The organism is Actinomadura sp. 21ATH (genome assembly GCF_041951345.1).
Classification (GTDB): domain Bacteria; phylum Actinomycetota; class Actinomycetes; order Streptosporangiales; family Streptosporangiaceae; genus Spirillospora.
In genome coordinates, this window is record NZ_JBGNUR010000019.1 from 141,561 (window position 1) to 157,882 (window position 16,322).

Below are 16,322 nucleotides of genomic sequence, written 5' to 3' on the forward strand. Positions count from 1 at the left end.
CCTAGTTGAAGACGAAGCCGCCGTCGACGACGAGCGTCTGGCCGGTGATGTACCCGGCGGCGTCCGACAGCAGGAACAGCACCGCGCCGGTGAGGTCGCCCGGCTCCTGGGGGCGGGTCAGGGCGCGGTTGAGCCGGTACAGCTCGTGCCGCTCCGCCGGGATGCGGCCCGCGGCCTCCCCGAGCGTGAGGCCCGGGGCGACGGCGTTGACGGTGACGTCGTGCGGGCCGGCGTCCCGCGCCATCGCCCGGGTCATCCCGACGATCGCGCTCTTGGACGTCACGTAGTGCGCCAGCCGCGGCGACCCGTAGAACGCCGCGTCCGAGGCCAGGTTGACGATCCGGCCGGGCCGGGCGAGCAGCGGCCACAGCGCCCGCGACACCAGCCAGGTGCCGCGCACGTTGACGGTCAGCACCGCGTCCCACTGGCCCGGGTCGATCTCGTAGAACGGCCGCCCGCCGACGCCGTCGGCCAGCGCGGCGTTGTTGACCAGCCCGTGCACCGGCCCGAGCGGCGCGACCGCCGCGGCGAGCCGGGCCACGGAGTCCTCGTCGGCGACGTCGGTGTCGGCGCGGTGCGCCTCGATCCCGGCGCCGGCCAGGTCCGCGACGGCCGCCTCGGCGCGGTCGCCGTCGCGCTCGGCGACGACGATCCGGGCCCCGGCCGCGCCGGCGGCCCGGGCGATCTCCAGCCCGAGGCCGCGGCCGGCGCCGGTGACGACGACGAGCCTGCCCTCCAGGCTCACTCCTCCCACCAGCCGCCCGGGTCGGGGACGCCGGCCATGTGCGTCCGGACGTCCCTGGACGGCGGCCCGGCCGTCCCCCACAGGTCCGACAGCTCCGGCACGCGCCGCCACACCCGGCACAGCCAGGCGTCCTCCTCGACCTGCTCGACCTCGGAGGTGTACTCGCAGACGAGCCCGGCCGGGTCGGCGAAGTAGGAGAAGGTGTTGTTGCCGGGCCCGTGCCGGCCAGGGCCCCACAGCGGCGTGACGCCCTGGTGCCTGAGCCGCCCGATGCCGCGCATGAAGTGGTCGATCGACGGCATCTCGTACGCCATGTGGTTCACCGAGGTCCACTCGGCCTGGTTGAACGCGATGACGTGGTGGTCGGAGTTGCAGCGCAGGAACGCCATCTGGTGCTCGGACCAGTCGGAGATCCGCATGCCCAGCACCTCGGTGTAGAACGCGCAGGCCGCGTCGATGTCGACGGTGTTCAGCACGACGTGGGCGAGCTTGCGCGGCACCGCCTCGCGGCCGTCGGGGTCCTTCGGGACCACGGCCTCCACGTCGGTGGACAGCTCGACGAGGCGGTTCTCGGGGTCGGCGAAGCGCAGCCCGTACCCGCCGCCGGCCTGGTCCAGCCGGCCGGGCTCGGCGACCAGCGGGACGCCGGCCGCCTCCAGCCGCCGCGCCGCCTCGTCCACCTCGCGGGGCGTGCCGACCGAGAACGCGATCTTGCCGAGGGCGTTCCGGTCGGCCTCGCGGACCTCCAGGATGTGGTGCTCCTGGCCGGTGCCGCGCAGCCACGCCACGTTCCCGTCGTCCTCGACGGCGTCCAGCCCCCACACGTCCTGGTAGAACTCGGCGGCCTTCTTGGCGTCGGGCGTGCGCAGCGCGACCGAGCGCAGCGAGCGCAGCCGCGCGACCGGCTCCCGCGCCGTCATGCCCGCACCGCCGTCCCGGCCGGGGCCGCGGGCGCGGCGGGGGCGGGGGCCGCGGCGCGCTCCTCGCGGGCGCGGATCTGCTTGCGCGCCTCGTTGCGCAGCAGGCGGCGCAGCCGGACGAGCGCCAGGTCGTGCTGGTAGAGGTTCTCCCGGTCCCAGGCGTCGAGGGGCATGGCCTCCTCCATCCGGCGGTCCTGCTCCAGGACGGCCCAGTGCCGCTCCTCCAGCCGCGTCTTGTAGAGGAAGCGCCACACGTCGCGCTCCCATCCCCCGACCTTGCGGCAGCGCCAGAAGAACGCGGCGTGCTGGTTCTCGTTGATCGGCGTGGCCGTGCACACGATCCGGAACGGGCCGCCCGGCCCGGCGGTGGCCGGGTACGGGATCTCCAGCCGCACCCACTGCATCGCGGTGTCGATCCACTCCGACCAGTCGAAGTTCACGCCGGCCTGGTCGGTCTTCTCGAACACGAACCCGGTGTCGGTGTCGCGGATCTGGAAGACCGCCTCGCGCTTCCCGCCCGCCATCGTGTGCGACTTGCGGTGCAGGAACGCGCCGTGCATCGGGTCCATCAGGTTGTCGAGCGAGTACACCCAGGGGGCGTCCCACTCCACGTACGCCAGGAAGTGCTCCCATTCGCCGCCGATGCCCTCGGGCAGCACGAACGGGGCGGGCTCGCCGCCCTCGGGATCGCCGAACCAGGCGAAGACCGCGTCGGCGTGCTCGACGGCCGGGAACGTGCGCAGGCTCCGCTTGCCCTCCAGCGCGCAGCCGGGGCTGCCGGGCACGGACACGACCACGCCCTCGGCGTCGACCTGGACGCCGTGGTACTCGCAGGCGATCCGGTCGCCCATGTGCACGCCGCGCGACAGGCGGGCGCCGCGGTGCGGGCAGCGGTCCTCCTGGACGTGGACGGTCCCGGCGGCGTCGCGCCACAGCAGCAGTTCCTCGCCGGCCCGCTCCAGGCGGGTCAGCTGGCCGCGCCGGACCTCCTCCGAGCGGCACAGCGCGTACCAGCGGTCGCGCAGCCCGAGCCGGACGAGGCCGTCGGCGGTGTCGAGGGCCGCGTTCCCGGAGGGGTGCCTGCCGCCGCCCTTCCGGGCGGCGCGCTCCCCGGCGGGCCCGGCGGGATCGGCGGGGAACGGCGCGTGCTCCTTCTCGCCGAGCCGGGCCATCTCGGCGGCGAACGACTCCGCCGTCCAGTCGGCGCCGTCGGCGGGCCGCAGGCCGGTCTCGTTCAGCGCGGCCACCAGGCCGGGCAGGTCGTGCACGCCCGTGCCGAAGATCGCCTCCAGCTCGTCGGCGAGCGCGTTCTCGTAGCTGGTGGGCTCGTGGTCGCGGGACTGTACGGGCCGCAGTCGCAGGGCCATGGCGCGGAGCTCCCTTTCAGACGGGGTCAGAGGTCGAGGACGAGTTCGGGGCCGCGGGAGCGGGAGACGCAGAGCATCATCGACTCCCCCGCGGCGCGCTCGTCGTCGGTGAGCAGGTGGTCGCGGTGGTCGGGCTCGCCCGCCAGCACGCGGGTCTCACAGGTGCCGCAGACGCCCTCCTCGCAGGACGAGGGGACCTGGAGGCCGCCCTCGCGGAGGGTGTCGAGGATGGACGCGCCGGGCCGGACGGTGAACCGGCGGCCGCCGCAGACCACGTCGAACGGGGCGTCGGCGGCCCGGCCGGCGGCGGGGGCCTGCGGGGCGCGGAACCGCTCCACCCGCAGCCGGGCCGGGTCGTCGATCGCGGCCTCGACGGCGGCCAGCAGCGGCTCGGGGCCGCAGCAGTAGACCAGCGCGCCGCCGGGCAGGTCGGCGAGGACCTTGTCCAGGTCGGGCAGTCCGCCGCACTCGTCGTCGGCGTGCAGCGTGACGGTGCCGCCGGCGAGCCGTTCCAGCCGGTCGGCGAAGGCCATGCCCGCCCTGGACCGGCCGCAGTAGAACAGCCGCCAGGCACCGCCGCGCCGCTCCAGCGCCTCGGCCATCGCCTTGACGGGCGTGACGCCGATGCCGCCGGCGATGAGGACGTGCGCGGGGGCGTCCTCCAGCGCGAAGTTGTTCTTGGGGCCGTCCACCTCGATGGTCTCGCCGACCCGGAGCCGGTCGTGCACGCACGCGCTGCCGCCCCGGGAGGCGGCGTCGCGCTGGACGGCGACGGCGTACCGGTACCGGTCGGCGGGGTCGCCGCACAGCGAGTACTCGCGGGCGTGCCCGCTGGGCAGGTGGAGCGTGAGGTGGGCGCCGGGCTCCCAGGCCGGCAGCTCGGCGCCGGCCGGGTCGGCGAACTCCAGCTGGACGACGCCCTCGGCCAGCCAGGTGGAGCGGATGAGCCGCAGCCTCGCCATCGGTCAGTCCCGGGTGATGCCGTGCATCGGGGAGGTCGGCGGGTAGGTCGGCAGCTGCGGCTTCTGCGCACCGATCACCACGCAGAACAGCGCGTCGGTGTCCCCGATGTTGCGCAGGCTGCGCGGCACCCCCGCCGGCACCCGGATCAGATCCCGGTACCCCAGCACCCGCGAAGCGGTCCGGGTGCCGTCCTCCACATCGTGAACGGTCACCTCCAGCTCACCCTCCAGGACGAAGAACACCTCCTCCACGTCATGGTGGGTGTGCTCCGGCCCGATCGCCCCCACCGGCAGCCGCATGTTGGAGAACGTGAAGTGCTCCGACGGCAGGATCCGCGCGTCCGTCTCGTGGTTCCCGGTCGCACCCGAGCCGATGTAGCGGATCTGCGCCCGCTTGAACTCCTCCCCCGCCTTGGCCTGGAACCCCAGCGTGTCCCAGTCCTCCAGGCGGCTGTCCCGGCTGGCGATGCAGCCGTCGATCAGCTGGTCCAGATCGGTCATGGCGATGTCGCTCCTCTGCTGATCTGCGGAAAATAGTTGAGCGCCAAGATGTATGGGGATGTTTTAGCACTCAGTTACTTATCGGCGCAATACCCGCCGCGCGGCGGCCCGGCGCCACTAGAATCCGTCTTGGTACTCAGACAAGTGGGCGCACGTCAGGAAGCGGGGGCGAGATGGCGCGCAAGGCCGCGGACCGGGCCGACACCGTCGATCTGATCATCGAGCAGTGGCAGCGCGAACGGCCCGACGTGGACGTCTCCGGGCTCGCCGTCTTCGGCCGCATGCACCGCGGCTTCCTGCGCTACTCGATGCTGCTCGGCGAGGTCTTCGACCGGCACGGCATCAACATGGCCGCCTTCGACGTGCTGGCGACCCTGCTGCGCAGCGGCCCCCCGTACCGCAAGACCGCGGGCGAGCTGGCCGGCATCTCGCTGGTCAGCACCGGCGGCGTGACGCTGCGGCTGGACCGGCTGGAGAAGGCCGGGCTGGTCGTGCGCGAGCGCGACCCGGACGACCGCCGCGTGGTGTACGCCCGGCTGACCGAGCGCGGCCTGGAGCTCACCAACGCGGTGGTGTCCGACCACTTCGCCAACGAGCGCCGGATGCTGGCCGGGCTGTCGGAGACCGAGCAGCGCCAGCTCGCCCGGCTCCTCAGCCGCCTCGAACGCTCCCTGGAAACGGCCGAGACGGCCGGCCGGGACGACCCCGCCAAGCCCGGCGAGGCCGGACCGGCCTGAACCGTCCCGGACCGGCCCTGGCGGCCCTCAGGTCGCCCAGGGCAGCGGGTTCTCGTCCAGGCCCCAGTAGAGGCTCTTCTGGCGCATGTACGCGCGGATGCCCTCGCGGCCCTTCTCCCGGCCCAGGCCGCTCTCCTTGAAGCCGCCGAACGGGGTCGAGATGCTGAACTGCTTGTAGGTGTTGATCCAGACGGTGCCCGCGTCGATCCGGCGCGCGACCCGCCACGCCCGCCGGTAGTCGGCGGTCCAGATGCCGCACGCCAGCCCGTACACCGTGTCGTTGGCCTGGGCGACCAGGTCCTCCTCGTCCTCGAACGGCAGCGCCACCAGCACCGGCCCGAAGATCTCCTCCTGGCAGATCGCGGCGCCGTTGGGCACGCCGTCCAGGATCGTGGGCAGGTAGTAGGCGCCCTCCGCGTACTCCCCGCCCTCGGGGATCCGCCCGCCGCAGCGCAGCCGCGCCCCGTCCGCCACGGCCCGGTCGACCATCGCGGCCACCTTGTCGCGGTGGGCGTGCGCGACCATCGGCGCGACCTGCGTCGCCGGGTCGGTGCCGGGCCCGACGCGCAGCTTCCCGGCACGGGCGACCAGCTCGTCCAGCACCTCGTCGTAGATCGACGCGTGCACGAACACGCGCGAGCCGGCGATGCAGCTCTGCCCGGACGAGGAGAAGATCCCGAACAGCAGCCCGGCGAGCGCCTGCTCCCGGTCGGCGTCGGGGAACACGATCGTCGGCGACTTGCCGCCCAGCTCCAGCGACACCGGCATGATCTTCTCGGCCGCGGCGGCGCCGATGGTCCGGCCGGTGGAGGTGCCGCCGGTGAACGACACCTTGCCCACGCCCGGATGGCGGACGATCGCGTCCCCGACGATCCGGCCCGGCCCGGCGAGCACCGACAGCAGGCCGGGCGGCAGCCCGGCGTCGCAGATCAGCCGGCCCAGCGCCAGCGAGACCAGCGGCGTCCACTCGGCGGGCTTGAGCACGACCGCGTTCCCGGCCGCGAGCGCGGGCGCGATCTTCTGCGCGTCGCTGGCGATCGGCGAGTTCCACGGGGTGATCGCGCCGACCACGCCGATCGGCTCGTGCACGCTCATCGTCAGGTACGGCCCGCGCGGCGGCGTGAGGGCGTCCTCCAGCGTCTCCAGCGCGCCGGCGAAGTAGCGGAACGTGCCCTGCGCGCTGGCCACCAGCGCCCGGGTCTCGTTGATGGACTTGCCGGTGTCGGCGGTCTGGAGCGCGGCCAGGTCGTCCGCCCGCTCGGCGATCAGGTCGGCGATCCGGACCAGGTACCGGGCCCGCTCGTGCGGCGGCACGTCCCGCCAGGCCGGGTCGGCCGCGGCGGCGGCGCCGGCCCGCACGGCCTCGTCCACGTCGGCCGGGCCGGCGCCGCGCAGCCGGGCGAGCACCTCGCCGGTGGCGGGACTCCGCGTCTCGACGACCGCGCCGGAGCCGGGCCGCCAGCGGCCGCCCACCAGGATCTCGTCGGCGAACCCTTCAAGCACCGCCGCCTCACCTCCACACGTACGTAGCAGGACAAAAAACCTTGGCCCTAAGATTTATCGGGACCCGTGCCCCGCTGTCCAGCCCGCGCCGCGATAACCTGGCGCCCCCCTGAGCGCGGAGGTTCCCGGTGCCCCTGTCGTACGAGTCCGCGGAGACCACGGAGATCACCTCGGAGGCCGAGCTGCGGGAGCTGCTCGGCGCGCCCATGCCCCGGGCGCTGGCCAAGGAGCGGGCCCGCCTGCACGAGCGCGACCGCGAGTGGCTGTCGCTCTCCCCGTTCTGCCTGATCGCGACCAGTGACGCCGAAGGGAACTGCGACGCCTCCCCCAAGGGCGACCCGCCCGGCTTCACGAAGGTCCTGGACGACACCACCATCGCCGTACCGGAGCGCCCCGGGAACCGGCGGGCCGACGGGTACCGCAACATCCTGGCCAACCCGCGCGCCGGGCTGATCTACCTGATCCCCGGCCGCGGCGAGACGCTGCGGATCAACGGCCGCGCCCGGCTCGTCCGGGAGGCGCCGTTCTTCGACGACATGGTGGTCAAGGGGCACCGGCCGATCCTGGCCCTGGTGGTGGAGATCGAGCAGATCTTCTTCCACTGCGCCAAGGCGCTGATGCGCTCCTCGCTCTGGAAGCCCGAGACCTGGGAACCGGACGCGCTCCCGTCGCACGCCCGGCTGGTCAAGGACACCCAGAAGACCGAGGAGAGCGTCGAGGAGCTGGAGCGCTACTACGGCGAGGCGTACAAGGAGAAGCTCTACAAGGGCTGACCCGGCCTCACCCGGCCCGCCCCGGCCCGGCCGCCCTGACGCGGACCGGCCCCCGCGTCCGGGGACGCGGGGGCCGGTCTCGCTGATCCTCCGTCAGCCGCTCTTGCGGCGGAACTGGCGCTGGTGGTCGGCGCGCTCGTGCGTCCCCCGGACCTTCGAGGAGTTCTTGCCGCCGCCCCCCGAGTTCTTGTCCCGGGCGGCATCGCGCTTGCGGTCCAGAGCCTCCCTGAACCTGCGCTTCACATCGTCCTCGGTGCCTTCCGGTTCTCCTGCCGAGTCGGCCATGTCAACCTCCCGCTCTCCTTGGTCCGTTCCCTAGCGTCGCACGCCGGGCCCGGCCCGAACATCACGGCCTTCGTGAGACCGCAGCCCTATTCGATCATGGGCCGGCGGCCGCTTCGTCCCGGATCCGCCGCCACGCGTCCCGGACGTGCGCGTCCCGGGTCGCCGGGGCGCCGATCGCCATCCGCAGCAGGACGCGGCCGCCCGCCCTGGTATGGGTCAGGTAGAGGGCGCCGGAGTCGTTGAGGCGCTCCATCAGCCGCAGCGTCGCCGCGTCCGCCTCGTCCGGCGGCAGCCCCTCCCAGCGCGGGCGGAAGCACACCAGCCCGAACGGGCGGTCAGGCCGCACCTCGAAGCCGGGGTCCGCCTCGATCCACGACGCCAGCTCCCCCGCGAGCCGCACCCCGGTACGGACGTGCTCGCGCAGGCCCTCCGCCCCGTACCAGCGGATGACCGACCACAGTTTGAGCGCCCGGAACCGCCGTCCCAGCGGGATCTGCCAGTCGCGGTAGTCGATGACCTCGCCGGACGCGGACGCCGCGTTCCGCAGGTACTCCGGCAGGATCGACAGCGCCCCGACCATCGGCTCGGGGTCGGCCAGGTACAGCAGGTTGCAGTCGAAGTTGGTGAGCAGCCACTTGTGCGGGTTGGTGGAGTAGGAGTCGGCGTGCTCGGCCAGCCCGTCGTTGATCCACCGCAGCTCGGGGCAGACCGCCGCGACACCCGCGTACGCGGCGTCCACGTGCAGCCAGACGCCGTGCCGGGCGCACACCTCGCCGATCGCCCGGACGGGGTCGACGGCCGTGGTGGAGGTGGTCCCGACCGTCGCGCACGCCAGCACCGGCACCGCGCCGGCCGCGACGTCCGCGGCGATCAGGGCGTCCAGGTGCGCGGGATCCATCGCCAGGGTCTCCGGATCGACGTCCACGAGCCGGACGTTGTCCGCGCCGATCCCGGTGATGCGGGCCGCCTTCTCCAGCGACGAGTGCGTCTGGGAACTGATGTAGACCGTGTGCCGCCGCCCCCCGAACCCGGCCCGCGCGGGCGGCGATCCGCCGCCGGCCCGGTGCAGCGCGGCCAGCAGCGCCACCAGGCACGCGCCGGACGCCGAGTCCTGGATGACGCCGTTGCCGCGGAACCGCGCGGGGAGGTCGAGCAGCTCGGCGAGCCAGTCGGCGACCCGGGTCTCCAGCTCGGTGCACGCCGGGCTCGTCGCCCAGAGCATCCCCTGCACGCCCAGCCCCGCCGACAGCAGGTCGCCCAGGATCGCCGGGCCGGACGCGTTGGCCGGGAAGTAGGCGAAGAACCCCGGGTGCTGCCAGTGCGTGACGCCGGGCATGATCACCTGGTCGAGGTCGGCCAGCACGGCCTCGAACCCCGCGCCGGTCTCCGGCGGGTGCTCGGGCAGCCCCGCCAGCACCTCGCCCGGCGCGACCCGGGACAGCACCGGGTACGACTCGATCTTCTCCTGGTAGTCGGCGATCCAGTCGACCACCTGCTTCCCGTAGCGCCGGAACTCCTCCGGGGTCATATGCCCGCCCACACCGTCTCCCCTGCTCGCCGCCGGACGATCACCGATTCTTCCCGATCGTCACGTGGGCGATGACCGGGTAGTGGTCGGAGGGGTAGCGGCCTTCCTCCTGGTACGGGGCGATCTCGCTCCAGGTGGTGGCCACGGCGCCCCGGGCCAGGATCCAGTCGATCCGCCAGCCGCCGGGCAGCGGCTTCCGCCACCCGCCGTAGGTGTTGTAGTCGGGGCCGTGCGCCCGCGCCGCGTTCCACGTGTCGGCGAACGCGCCCGGCGCCGTGAGGACGCGGTACGCGTCGCCGCCGCCCGCCGGGGTGTTGAAGTCGCCGGTGAGCAGCACCGGGACGCCCGCCCGGAAGGCCCGCACCCGGTCCAGGATCATCCGCGCGCTCCGTACCCGCGAGTATCCGGAGTGGTTGTCGAGGTGGGTGTTGAGGTGGTAGACGAGACCGCCGCCGCGGCGGTCGCGGAACAGCGCCCAGGTCACCATGCGGGGGTACCGGTTCCCCCAGGTGATCGAACCCGGCACGGTGGGGGTCGACGACAGCCAGAAGTGCCCGGACTCGCGGAGTTCGAGGCGGTCCTCCCGGTAGAGGATCGCCGTGGCCTCGTCGCGGGTGCCGCCCTCGCGCCCCATGCCGACGACGCCGTACCCGCCCAGCGCCTCGCCGAGTTCGCCGTCCAGGTCGCGGACCTGCCGCCACAGCGCCTCCTGGACGCCCAGCAGGTCGGGGGCGTGCCGGCGGAGCTGGCGGATCATCACGGGCAGCCGGGTCTCCCAGTCGCGGGGCGGCGCGTCCATGTCCTCGCGGATGTTGTACGTCACCACGCGCAGCGCGGCCGGGTCGCCGGGCGCCCGCGCGGTCTCGGGCCCGCCCGACCGCGCGAGCGCGGCGGACACCGCGACCGCCGCGACCCCCAGGACGGCCGCGGCCGACAGCGCCGTGCCCCGGCGGCCGAAACGGGCGAGCGGATCGTGCCGGTTCCGCGCCAACGGCGGCCTCCTCACGCGGGCCCGGTCCCGTCCCGCCCCCGTTTATCCTCCGCCGCTCGGGAACGACCACACCGCAAGCTGGAGAGATGAGCACGGAAGGGGGACACATGGACCAGGAACGAAGCGACAAGCACGGGCCCAAGGTAGACGACGAACTGGGTCACGAGACGAAGGGCATGGTCCAGGGCGGTCATTCCACGCACGCGCAGGAGTGGAAGGAGCCCGAGCCCACCACCGACGGGCCGGTCTGGGACCCGGCCGCGGCCGAGGGCGGCGGCCGCGAGGGCTCGCCGCCCGGGATGAGCGCCGGGGACGTCGAGGAGCGCAGCGCGCTGGCGCGGGCCCTGGCGGGCGTGCGCTACCCCGCCCGGCCGAACGACCTGCTCGGGCACCTGGCCGGCGGGGAGGCCCCCGACTCGGCCGTGTCGGCGCTGGAGAGCCTGCCCGACCGGGAGTACGAGAACCTCGCCGACGTCGCCGAGGAGCTCGGCTACGGCCGGGAGGAGCGCCGCTACTGAGGAGCGCGCCGCCGGAAGGCACGAGCATGCCGGGCACGAGCATTCCCGCCGTCCCGTCTCAGGCCCGTCTCTCGTGGGTGGGGAACTCGGCCGGCGCGCCGCACCACCGGGTGAGCGCCTCCCGGATCGCCGCGGCCCGCCGGTCGGGGGCGGTCTCGTCGGTCGCCCACGCGATGTAGCCGTCGGGGCGCACCAGCGCGGTCGTCCGGGTCGCGCCGCCGGCCACGGCGCAGCGCACCCGGTCGGCCCAGCGCTTGGTCGCCAGGTAGGTGACGGCGCGGTCGTTGGCCGCCACGACCAGCACGAACCTCCCGTCGCGCAGCGCCTCGTACAGCCGGCCCCGCTCGCCCGCGAGGGGCACGTCGGGTGCCCGCCGGCCGGCCAGCCGGTGGGCGCCGGGCGGCGCCGGGTAGCGGATGTCGATGCCGGAGACGGCCCCGGCGACCCGCCGCGCGACCGGCCGGAACCCCGCCGCCAGGCGGGCGACCGCCACCCGGGCGGCCCGCAGCGCGCGCGGCTCGACGAGCGCGCCCCGCAGCGCGGCGCCGCTGCCGACCAGCACCGCGCGGCCGATCGGATGGCGCTCGTCGTGGTAGCTGTCCAGCAGCCCCGGCGGCGCCCAGCCGTGCAGCTCGGCGGCCAGCTTCCAGCCGAGGTTGGCCGCGTCCTGGATGCCGAGGTTCATGCCCTGCCCGCCCACCGGCGAGTGCACGTGGGCGGCGTCGCCCGCCAGCAGCACCCGCCCCTTCCGGTACGCGGGGACCTGCCGCTCGTCGCTGTGGAAGCGGGACGTCCAGCGCGGGTCGTGCATGCCGAAGTCGGTGCCGAGCGCGCGCCGCGTCGTCTCGCGCAGCTCCCCCAGGTCGACCGGCTCGGAGTCGGGCGCCTGGTGGTGCCGGTTCCAGGCGACCACCCGGTACCAGCCGTCGCCGAACGGCACCACGAGCGCCAGCGCGTCGCCGACCGCGCCGACCGCCGGCGCCTCCCGGGGCGGCGCGGTCAGCCGCACGTCGGCCAGCATCATCGACCGCACCGCCGCGTGCCCCGGGAACGGCATGCCCAGCAGCCGCCGCACCGTGCTGCGCGCCCCGTCGGCGCCGACGAGGTACGCGGCGCGCAGCGTGCGCTCGCCGCCGCCGGCGTCCCTGACCCGCACGTCGACACCGGCCGCGTCCTGCTCCAGCCCGGTCAGCTCGGTGCCCCACGAGATCCGCGCGCCGGCGGCCAGGGCGCGCTCCTCCAGCACCCGCTCGGTCTCGTACTGCGGCGTGATCAGCACGTACGGGAAGCGGCCCGGCAGCACCGACAGGTCGAACGACACCGAGCGGAACAGCCGCAATGACCGCACCCGCCGCCCGGTGCGGACCAGGTCCTCCGCCACGCCCCGGGCGTCGAGCAGCTCCAGCGTGCGGGCGTGGACGCCGAACGCGCGGGTGAGGTTCAGTTCGGCGGCGCGGCGTTCCAGCACCGTGCAGCGGACCCCGGCCGCGGCGAGGTCTCCGGCCAGCATGAGCCCGGTGGGCCCCGCCCCCGCGATCAGCACGTCCCCGGCGGGCGCCATGTCGCTCTCCCTTCCGACGGCCATGGTCTCGGGTCCCTTCCCACGAAGCGGTGTTCCGCACCGGCCCGGCGGCCGCGCCGGCGCCCGGATCAGCCCTGGACGCGGCGCTCCAGGCCGCCCCACTCGCGCTCCCGGAGCTGGAACTTCTGGATCTTCCCGGTGGAGGTCCGGGGCAGCTCGGCGACGAACTCGATCTCGTCCGGGACCTTGAACCCCGCCAGCCGCTCGCGCACGTGCCCGGCCAGCTCCTCCAGGTCCACGGCCGCGCCCTCGCGCAGCACCACGAACGCCTTGGGCCGCTCGCCCCACCTCTCGTTCGGGACGGCCACGACCGCCGCCTCCAGCACGGCCGGATGCGCGTCCAGCACCCGCTCGACCTCGACCGTCGAGATGTTCTCGCCGCCGGAGATGATGATGTCCTTGGCCCGGTCGCGCAGCTCCACGTACCCGTCGGGGTGCCGGACGCCGAGGTCTCCCGAGTGGAACCAGCCGCCGCGGAACGCGTGCGCGGTGGCCTCCGGGTCGGCGTGGTAGCCGGCCATCACGTTGTTGCCGCGCATCACGATCTCGCCCAGCGTCTCGCCGTCGGCCGGGACGTCCGCCATGTCCTCGCCGACGACCCGCAGCCCGTCGGTCTGGAGCATCCCGACGCCCTGCCGGGCCAGCAGCCGGGCGCGGTCGCCTGCGGCCAGGTCCGGCCAGCCGGGCTGCTCCTCGCACACCGAGTACGGGCCGTACGTCTCGGTCAGCCCGTACACGTGCACGATCCGCGCGCCGAGGTCCGCCATCCGGCCGATGATCGTCGGGCTGGGCGGCGCGGCGGCCGTGGTGACGACCAGCGGCCGGGCGAGCGGGTGCGCGCCCGGCGCGTCCGCGATCATCCGCAGCACGGCCGGGGCGCCGTTCAGGTGGGTCACGCCCTCGGCGTCGATCAGCTCCCAGACCCGGCCGGCGTCGACGGCGCGCAGGCACACCTGCGTCCCGCCGATCGCGGCCAGCGCCCAGCCGGTGCACCAGCCGTTGCAGTGGAACATCGGCAGCGTCCACAGGTAGACGCTCTCCGGCGTGTGCCGCGAGTGCATGATCTCGCCCAGCGCGTTGAGGTACGCGCCGCGATGAGTGTAGATCACGCCCTTGGGGCGGCCGGTGGTGCCGGAGGTGTAGTTGAGCGAGATGGGCGCGTTCTCGTCGGCGACCTCCCAGGGCAGCGGGTCGCCGGCGCCACGTTCGAGCAGCTCCTCGTAGGCGATGCCGCCCACCGCCGGGTCGGGCTCCGCGCCGGCGGCGGGATCGGTGATCGTCACGATCTCCTTCACCGTCGCCAGGCCCCGGGCGACCGGCGCCACCGCCGGATGCAGGCCCGCGTCCACGACCAGGACCTTCGCCCCCGAGTGGTCGCAGATGTAGCGGACCTCCTCGGGCGCCAGCCGGGTGTTGATCGCGACCAGCACGGCGCTGGCGAGCGGCACCGCGAACTGCGCGACCAGCGCCTCCGGAACGTTCGGCGCCAGGTACGCCACCCGGTCGCCGGGCCCGACGCCGAGCGAGCGCAGCCCGTGCGCGGCCCGGGTCGCCTCCGCCGCGAACTCCTCGTAGGTGGTGCGCCGGGTGCCGTACGCGATCGCCGTCTTGCCCGGGAACACCTCCGCCGACCGCTTGAGGAACGCCAGTGGGGTCAGCGGCGTGTGGCCCGGGCCGGGGCCGGTACCGCCGGTCGAGGGGTCCATCGATGGCCTCCATTGCCCTCAGGGCCGATGTGACTCGCGGTCTCAGTCTTCCCCGCGGACCCGTTCCGCAACGCTCCGCCGCGCCGTGACCGTCAGCCCGCGCGCGAGCAGCCGGGTGAGCGTCTCGACGATCCCGGCGCCGGCCGCGGCCGGGCCGTCCTCGCCCGCGGCCATCACCGCGTAGCCGAGCATCGACACCACCCTCCCGCCCGTGCGGGTGTGGCGCGGAGGCCGGACCGTCCTCGCCGGCGACGCCGTCCACCCGGTGGGGCCGGGCCAGGGCGCCTCGATGGCCGTCGAGAACGCGGTCGTCCTCGCGTACGCGCTCTCGGAAGCGCCCGTCCCCGCGGCGCTGGCCCGCTACGAGCAGGAGCGCCGCACCCGGACCGCCAAGCCGATCAAGATGGCGGCCGCCAGCCGCGACGCCGAGACCGCCGGACGGGTCGCGCGCGCGTCCAGAGCCTCGTCATGCCCATCGGCACGCGCCTGTTCTACGAGCGGGCCACCGCATGGCTCTACACCCGCCCGCTCCCGAACTGCCCCGCGCGGGCGCGCTCAGCGCGGGCGGAGCGTGAGCCCGAGAGCCTGGAACTGCTCCACCGGCCGGTGGTAGCCCCGCTCGATGTGTTGGACGCCGCGCAGCGTCGACGGCCCCTCGGCGACCGCGGCGGCCAGGACGGCCGAGAATCCGGCCCGGATGTCGGGCATCGTCACGTCTCCGCCGCGCAGTTTGGACACGCCGCGCACCACGGCCGAGTGCAGCGCGCTCGTGTCGTGGTACCGGCAGGCCGGGCCGCCCAGGCACGTGTCGTACACCTCGATCTCCGCGCCCATGCTCTGCAGCGCCGGAACGTAGGCCAGCCGGTTCTCGTACACCGTCTCGTGCAGCACCGACATCCCGTCGGCCTGCGTGAACAGCACCATCAGCGGGGTCTGCCAGTCGGTGGCGAAGCCCGGGTGGGTGTCGGTCTGGACGGCCGCCGGGCGCAGCCCGTGCGGCGCCGACGCCATGATCCAGTCGTCGGTGATCTCGAACCGGGCGCCCATCCGCGCCAGCGTGGTGATCGCGGTGACGAGCCGGTCCTGCGGGCAGCCGTGCACCCGGACCTCGCCCCGCGTGACCAGCCCGGCCACCAGGTACGAGAACGCCTCGATCCGGTCGCCGGCCAGCGTCGTCTCCGCGCCGTTCAGCCGCTCGACGCCCTCCACCACGATGCGGCGGTCCGGGGCGAAGGAGATCCCGGCGCCCATCCGCTGCAGGAACAGCGCCAGCTCGATGATCTCCGGCTCGGTGGCCGCGTTCCGGATCACCGTCTTGCCCTCGGCGAGCACGGCGGCCAGCAGCACCGTCTCGGTGGCGCCCACGCTCGGGTACGGAAGCACGATCCGGGTACCGCGCAGCCGGGACGCGCGGGCGTGGATGCCGTCCTCGGCGATCTCCACCTCCGCGCCGAACGCGCGCAGCGCGTCCACGTGGAAGTCGACCGGGCGGCGGCCGATCGGGTCGCCGCCCACCATCGGCACGAACGCTTCCCCCGCCCGGTGCAGCAGCGGGCCGAGCATCAGGATCGGGATCCGGTTGAGGCCGGTGAACGCCCGCGGCACGTTCGGCTCCGCCACCGGCCCCGGGGTGAGCTTCAACTGGTCGCCGTTGCGCTCGACACCCGTGCCGAGCGCCTCAAGCATCGCCGCGGTGATCCCGACCTCGCCCACGTCGGGCGCGTTCCGGATCACGCTCGGCCCGTCCCCGAGCATCGCGGCCACCATGTGCTTGCTGACGGCGTTCTTGGCCCCCCGCACGGTGACGTCGCCGCGCAGCGGCCCGGACGGCTCGATCTCCCACACCTTGTCAGTCACCCTCGCAGGATAGTGTTCCTTTGCTTCGCCCTTGGCGTCAGGCGTTGAACGCCTTCCTTCGGCGGGCTTCGCGGCGATCGCTGCATCGCTCCGTCTCGCCTGGCGGCTCGCTGCGCGATCAGGTTCCCGCAAGCTCGAACCTGCCTTCGGACGCGATCGCAACGTTCCAGGTCCGCGCCCAGATCAGCAGGCCGGCTGAGGCGGTCACGGAAAGGACCTAGAGAAATGAGAAAGGCCCCGCCACTTTCGTGGCGGGGCCTCCCCCTAATAAATGTCCGGCGGTGTCCTACTCTCCCACACAGTCTCCCATGCAGTACCATCGGCGCTGAAGGGCTTAACTTCCGGGT

17 protein-coding genes are annotated in these 16,322 nt (G+C 74.1%); 4 read left to right on the forward strand and 13 right to left on the reverse strand.

The window, feature by feature from the left end:
* Nucleotide 1: 1 nt before the first annotated feature.
* From ACA361_RS35920 to ACA361_RS35940, 5 genes are read right to left on the reverse strand one after another with little or no spacing between them, the layout of a single operon-like run.
* Entirely contained in the window at nucleotides 2–754 is a 753-nt protein-coding gene (locus tag ACA361_RS35920; protein ID WP_375019550.1) for an SDR family oxidoreductase, read from the reverse strand.
* Nucleotides 742–1,665 (reverse strand): VOC family protein, encoded by a 924-nt coding sequence (locus ACA361_RS35925; protein ID WP_375019551.1) that lies wholly within the window; start codon nucleotides 1,663–1,665, stop codon nucleotides 742–744. The genes ACA361_RS35920 and ACA361_RS35925 overlap by 13 nt, the downstream gene beginning before the upstream one ends.
* Nucleotides 1,662–3,032 carry a recombinase-like helix-turn-helix domain-containing protein gene (locus ACA361_RS35930; RefSeq protein ID WP_375019552.1) on the reverse strand — a complete coding sequence of 457 codons (1,371 nt, stop codon included), beginning with the start codon at nucleotides 3,030–3,032 and terminating at the stop codon, nucleotides 1,662–1,664. The genes ACA361_RS35925 and ACA361_RS35930 overlap by 4 nt, the downstream gene beginning before the upstream one ends.
* A gap of 26 nt (nucleotides 3,033–3,058) precedes the next feature.
* Nucleotides 3,059–3,994: a PDR/VanB family oxidoreductase gene (locus ACA361_RS35935; RefSeq protein WP_375019553.1), complete on the reverse strand. Its 936-nt coding sequence runs from the start codon at nucleotides 3,992–3,994 to the stop codon at nucleotides 3,059–3,061.
* A 3-nt stretch (nucleotides 3,995–3,997) separates the two neighbouring features.
* A complete protein-coding gene (locus tag ACA361_RS35940; RefSeq protein WP_375019554.1) occupies nucleotides 3,998–4,495 on the reverse strand; it encodes a cupin domain-containing protein in 498 nt (165 codons plus the stop codon).
* Between the two features lie 173 nt (nucleotides 4,496–4,668).
* Here ACA361_RS35940 and ACA361_RS35945 point away from each other — a divergent pair, with 173 nt between their 5' ends.
* On the forward strand, nucleotides 4,669–5,232 hold the full coding sequence (locus ACA361_RS35945) for a MarR family winged helix-turn-helix transcriptional regulator (protein ID WP_375019555.1): 564 nt from the start codon (nucleotides 4,669–4,671) through the stop codon (nucleotides 5,230–5,232).
* Nucleotides 5,233–5,259: 27 nt separating this feature from the next.
* Here the strand turns inward: ACA361_RS35945 and ACA361_RS35950 are convergent, their stop codons facing one another.
* On the reverse strand, nucleotides 5,260–6,735 hold the full coding sequence (locus ACA361_RS35950) for an aldehyde dehydrogenase (RefSeq protein ID WP_375019556.1): 1,476 nt from the start codon (nucleotides 6,733–6,735) through the stop codon (nucleotides 5,260–5,262).
* Nucleotides 6,736–6,869: 134 nt separating this feature from the next.
* Here ACA361_RS35950 and ACA361_RS35955 point away from each other — a divergent pair, with 134 nt between their 5' ends.
* Nucleotides 6,870–7,508, forward strand: coding sequence for a pyridoxamine 5'-phosphate oxidase family protein (locus ACA361_RS35955; RefSeq protein ID WP_375019573.1), 639 nt, complete (start codon nucleotides 6,870–6,872; stop codon nucleotides 7,506–7,508).
* Nucleotides 7,509–7,601: 93 nt separating this feature from the next.
* Here the strand turns inward: ACA361_RS35955 and ACA361_RS35960 are convergent, their stop codons facing one another.
* From ACA361_RS35960 to ACA361_RS35970, 3 genes are all read right to left on the reverse strand, one after another.
* Nucleotides 7,602–7,793: a DUF5302 domain-containing protein gene (locus tag ACA361_RS35960; RefSeq protein WP_375019557.1), complete on the reverse strand. Its 192-nt coding sequence runs from the start codon at nucleotides 7,791–7,793 to the stop codon at nucleotides 7,602–7,604.
* Between the two features lie 94 nt (nucleotides 7,794–7,887).
* On the reverse strand, nucleotides 7,888–9,333 hold the full coding sequence (locus ACA361_RS35965) for an aminotransferase class I/II-fold pyridoxal phosphate-dependent enzyme (protein WP_375019558.1): 1,446 nt from the start codon (nucleotides 9,331–9,333) through the stop codon (nucleotides 7,888–7,890).
* Between the two features lie 28 nt (nucleotides 9,334–9,361).
* Nucleotides 9,362–10,312, reverse strand: coding sequence for an endonuclease/exonuclease/phosphatase family protein (locus tag ACA361_RS35970; protein WP_375019559.1), 951 nt, complete (start codon nucleotides 10,310–10,312; stop codon nucleotides 9,362–9,364).
* Between the two features lie 107 nt (nucleotides 10,313–10,419).
* Here ACA361_RS35970 and ACA361_RS35975 point away from each other — a divergent pair, with 107 nt between their 5' ends.
* Nucleotides 10,420–10,830 (forward strand): DUF2795 domain-containing protein, encoded by a 411-nt coding sequence (locus ACA361_RS35975; protein ID WP_375019560.1) that lies wholly within the window; start codon nucleotides 10,420–10,422, stop codon nucleotides 10,828–10,830.
* Between the two features lie 58 nt (nucleotides 10,831–10,888).
* On the opposite strand, the gene ACA361_RS35980 is transcribed toward ACA361_RS35975, so the two are convergent.
* The 3 genes from ACA361_RS35980 to ACA361_RS35990 all read right to left on the reverse strand — a co-directional run bounded on the left by ACA361_RS35980 (nucleotide 10,889) and on the right by ACA361_RS35990 (nucleotide 14,310).
* Nucleotides 10,889–12,415 (reverse strand): FAD-dependent monooxygenase, encoded by a 1,527-nt coding sequence (locus ACA361_RS35980; protein WP_375019561.1) that lies wholly within the window; start codon nucleotides 12,413–12,415, stop codon nucleotides 10,889–10,891.
* 65 nt (nucleotides 12,416–12,480) lie between these two features.
* Complete coding sequence (locus ACA361_RS35985; RefSeq protein WP_375019562.1) at nucleotides 12,481–14,118, reverse strand: long-chain-fatty-acid--CoA ligase; 1,638 nt, start codon at nucleotides 14,116–14,118, stop codon at nucleotides 12,481–12,483.
* A gap of 42 nt (nucleotides 14,119–14,160) precedes the next feature.
* Complete coding sequence (locus ACA361_RS35990) at nucleotides 14,161–14,310, reverse strand: hypothetical protein (RefSeq protein ID WP_375019563.1); 150 nt, start codon at nucleotides 14,308–14,310, stop codon at nucleotides 14,161–14,163.
* A gap of 25 nt (nucleotides 14,311–14,335) precedes the next feature.
* Between ACA361_RS35990 and ACA361_RS35995 the strand changes: the two genes are divergently transcribed.
* A complete protein-coding gene (locus ACA361_RS35995) occupies nucleotides 14,336–14,731 on the forward strand; it encodes an FAD-dependent monooxygenase (RefSeq protein ID WP_375019574.1) in 396 nt (131 codons plus the stop codon).
* On the opposite strand, the gene murA is transcribed toward ACA361_RS35995, so the two are convergent.
* Nucleotides 14,674–15,975 (reverse strand): UDP-N-acetylglucosamine 1-carboxyvinyltransferase, encoded by a 1,302-nt coding sequence (gene murA / locus ACA361_RS36000; RefSeq protein WP_375019564.1) that lies wholly within the window; start codon nucleotides 15,973–15,975, stop codon nucleotides 14,674–14,676. The genes ACA361_RS35995 and murA overlap by 58 nt on opposite strands.
* Nucleotides 15,976–16,322: the final 347 nt, after the last annotated feature.

Excerpts from the sequence above, each read along its gene's own strand:
- ACA361_RS35925 (WP_375019551.1), bottom strand. The coding sequence starts at position 1,665 with ATGACGGCGCGGGAGCCGGTCGCGCGGCTGCGCTCGCTGCGCTCGGTC.
- ACA361_RS35930 (WP_375019552.1), bottom strand. The coding sequence starts at position 3,032 with ATGGCCCTGCGACTGCGGCCCGTACAGTCCCGCGACCACGAGCCCACC.
- ACA361_RS35935 (WP_375019553.1), bottom strand. The coding sequence starts at position 3,994 with ATGGCGAGGCTGCGGCTCATCCGCTCCACCTGGCTGGCCGAGGGCGTC.
- ACA361_RS35940 (WP_375019554.1), bottom strand. The coding sequence starts at position 4,495 with ATGACCGATCTGGACCAGCTGATCGACGGCTGCATCGCCAGCCGGGAC.
- ACA361_RS35945 (WP_375019555.1), top strand. The coding sequence starts at position 4,669 with ATGGCGCGCAAGGCCGCGGACCGGGCCGACACCGTCGATCTGATCATC.
- ACA361_RS35960 (WP_375019557.1), bottom strand. The coding sequence starts at position 7,793 with ATGGCCGACTCGGCAGGAGAACCGGAAGGCACCGAGGACGATGTGAAG.
- ACA361_RS35975 (WP_375019560.1), top strand. The coding sequence starts at position 10,420 with ATGGACCAGGAACGAAGCGACAAGCACGGGCCCAAGGTAGACGACGAA.
- ACA361_RS35980 (WP_375019561.1), bottom strand. The coding sequence starts at position 12,415 with ATGGCCGTCGGAAGGGAGAGCGACATGGCGCCCGCCGGGGACGTGCTG.
- ACA361_RS35985 (WP_375019562.1), bottom strand. The coding sequence starts at position 14,118 with ATGGACCCCTCGACCGGCGGTACCGGCCCCGGCCCGGGCCACACGCCG.
- ACA361_RS35990 (WP_375019563.1), bottom strand. The coding sequence starts at position 14,310 with ATGCTCGGCTACGCGGTGATGGCCGCGGGCGAGGACGGCCCGGCCGCG.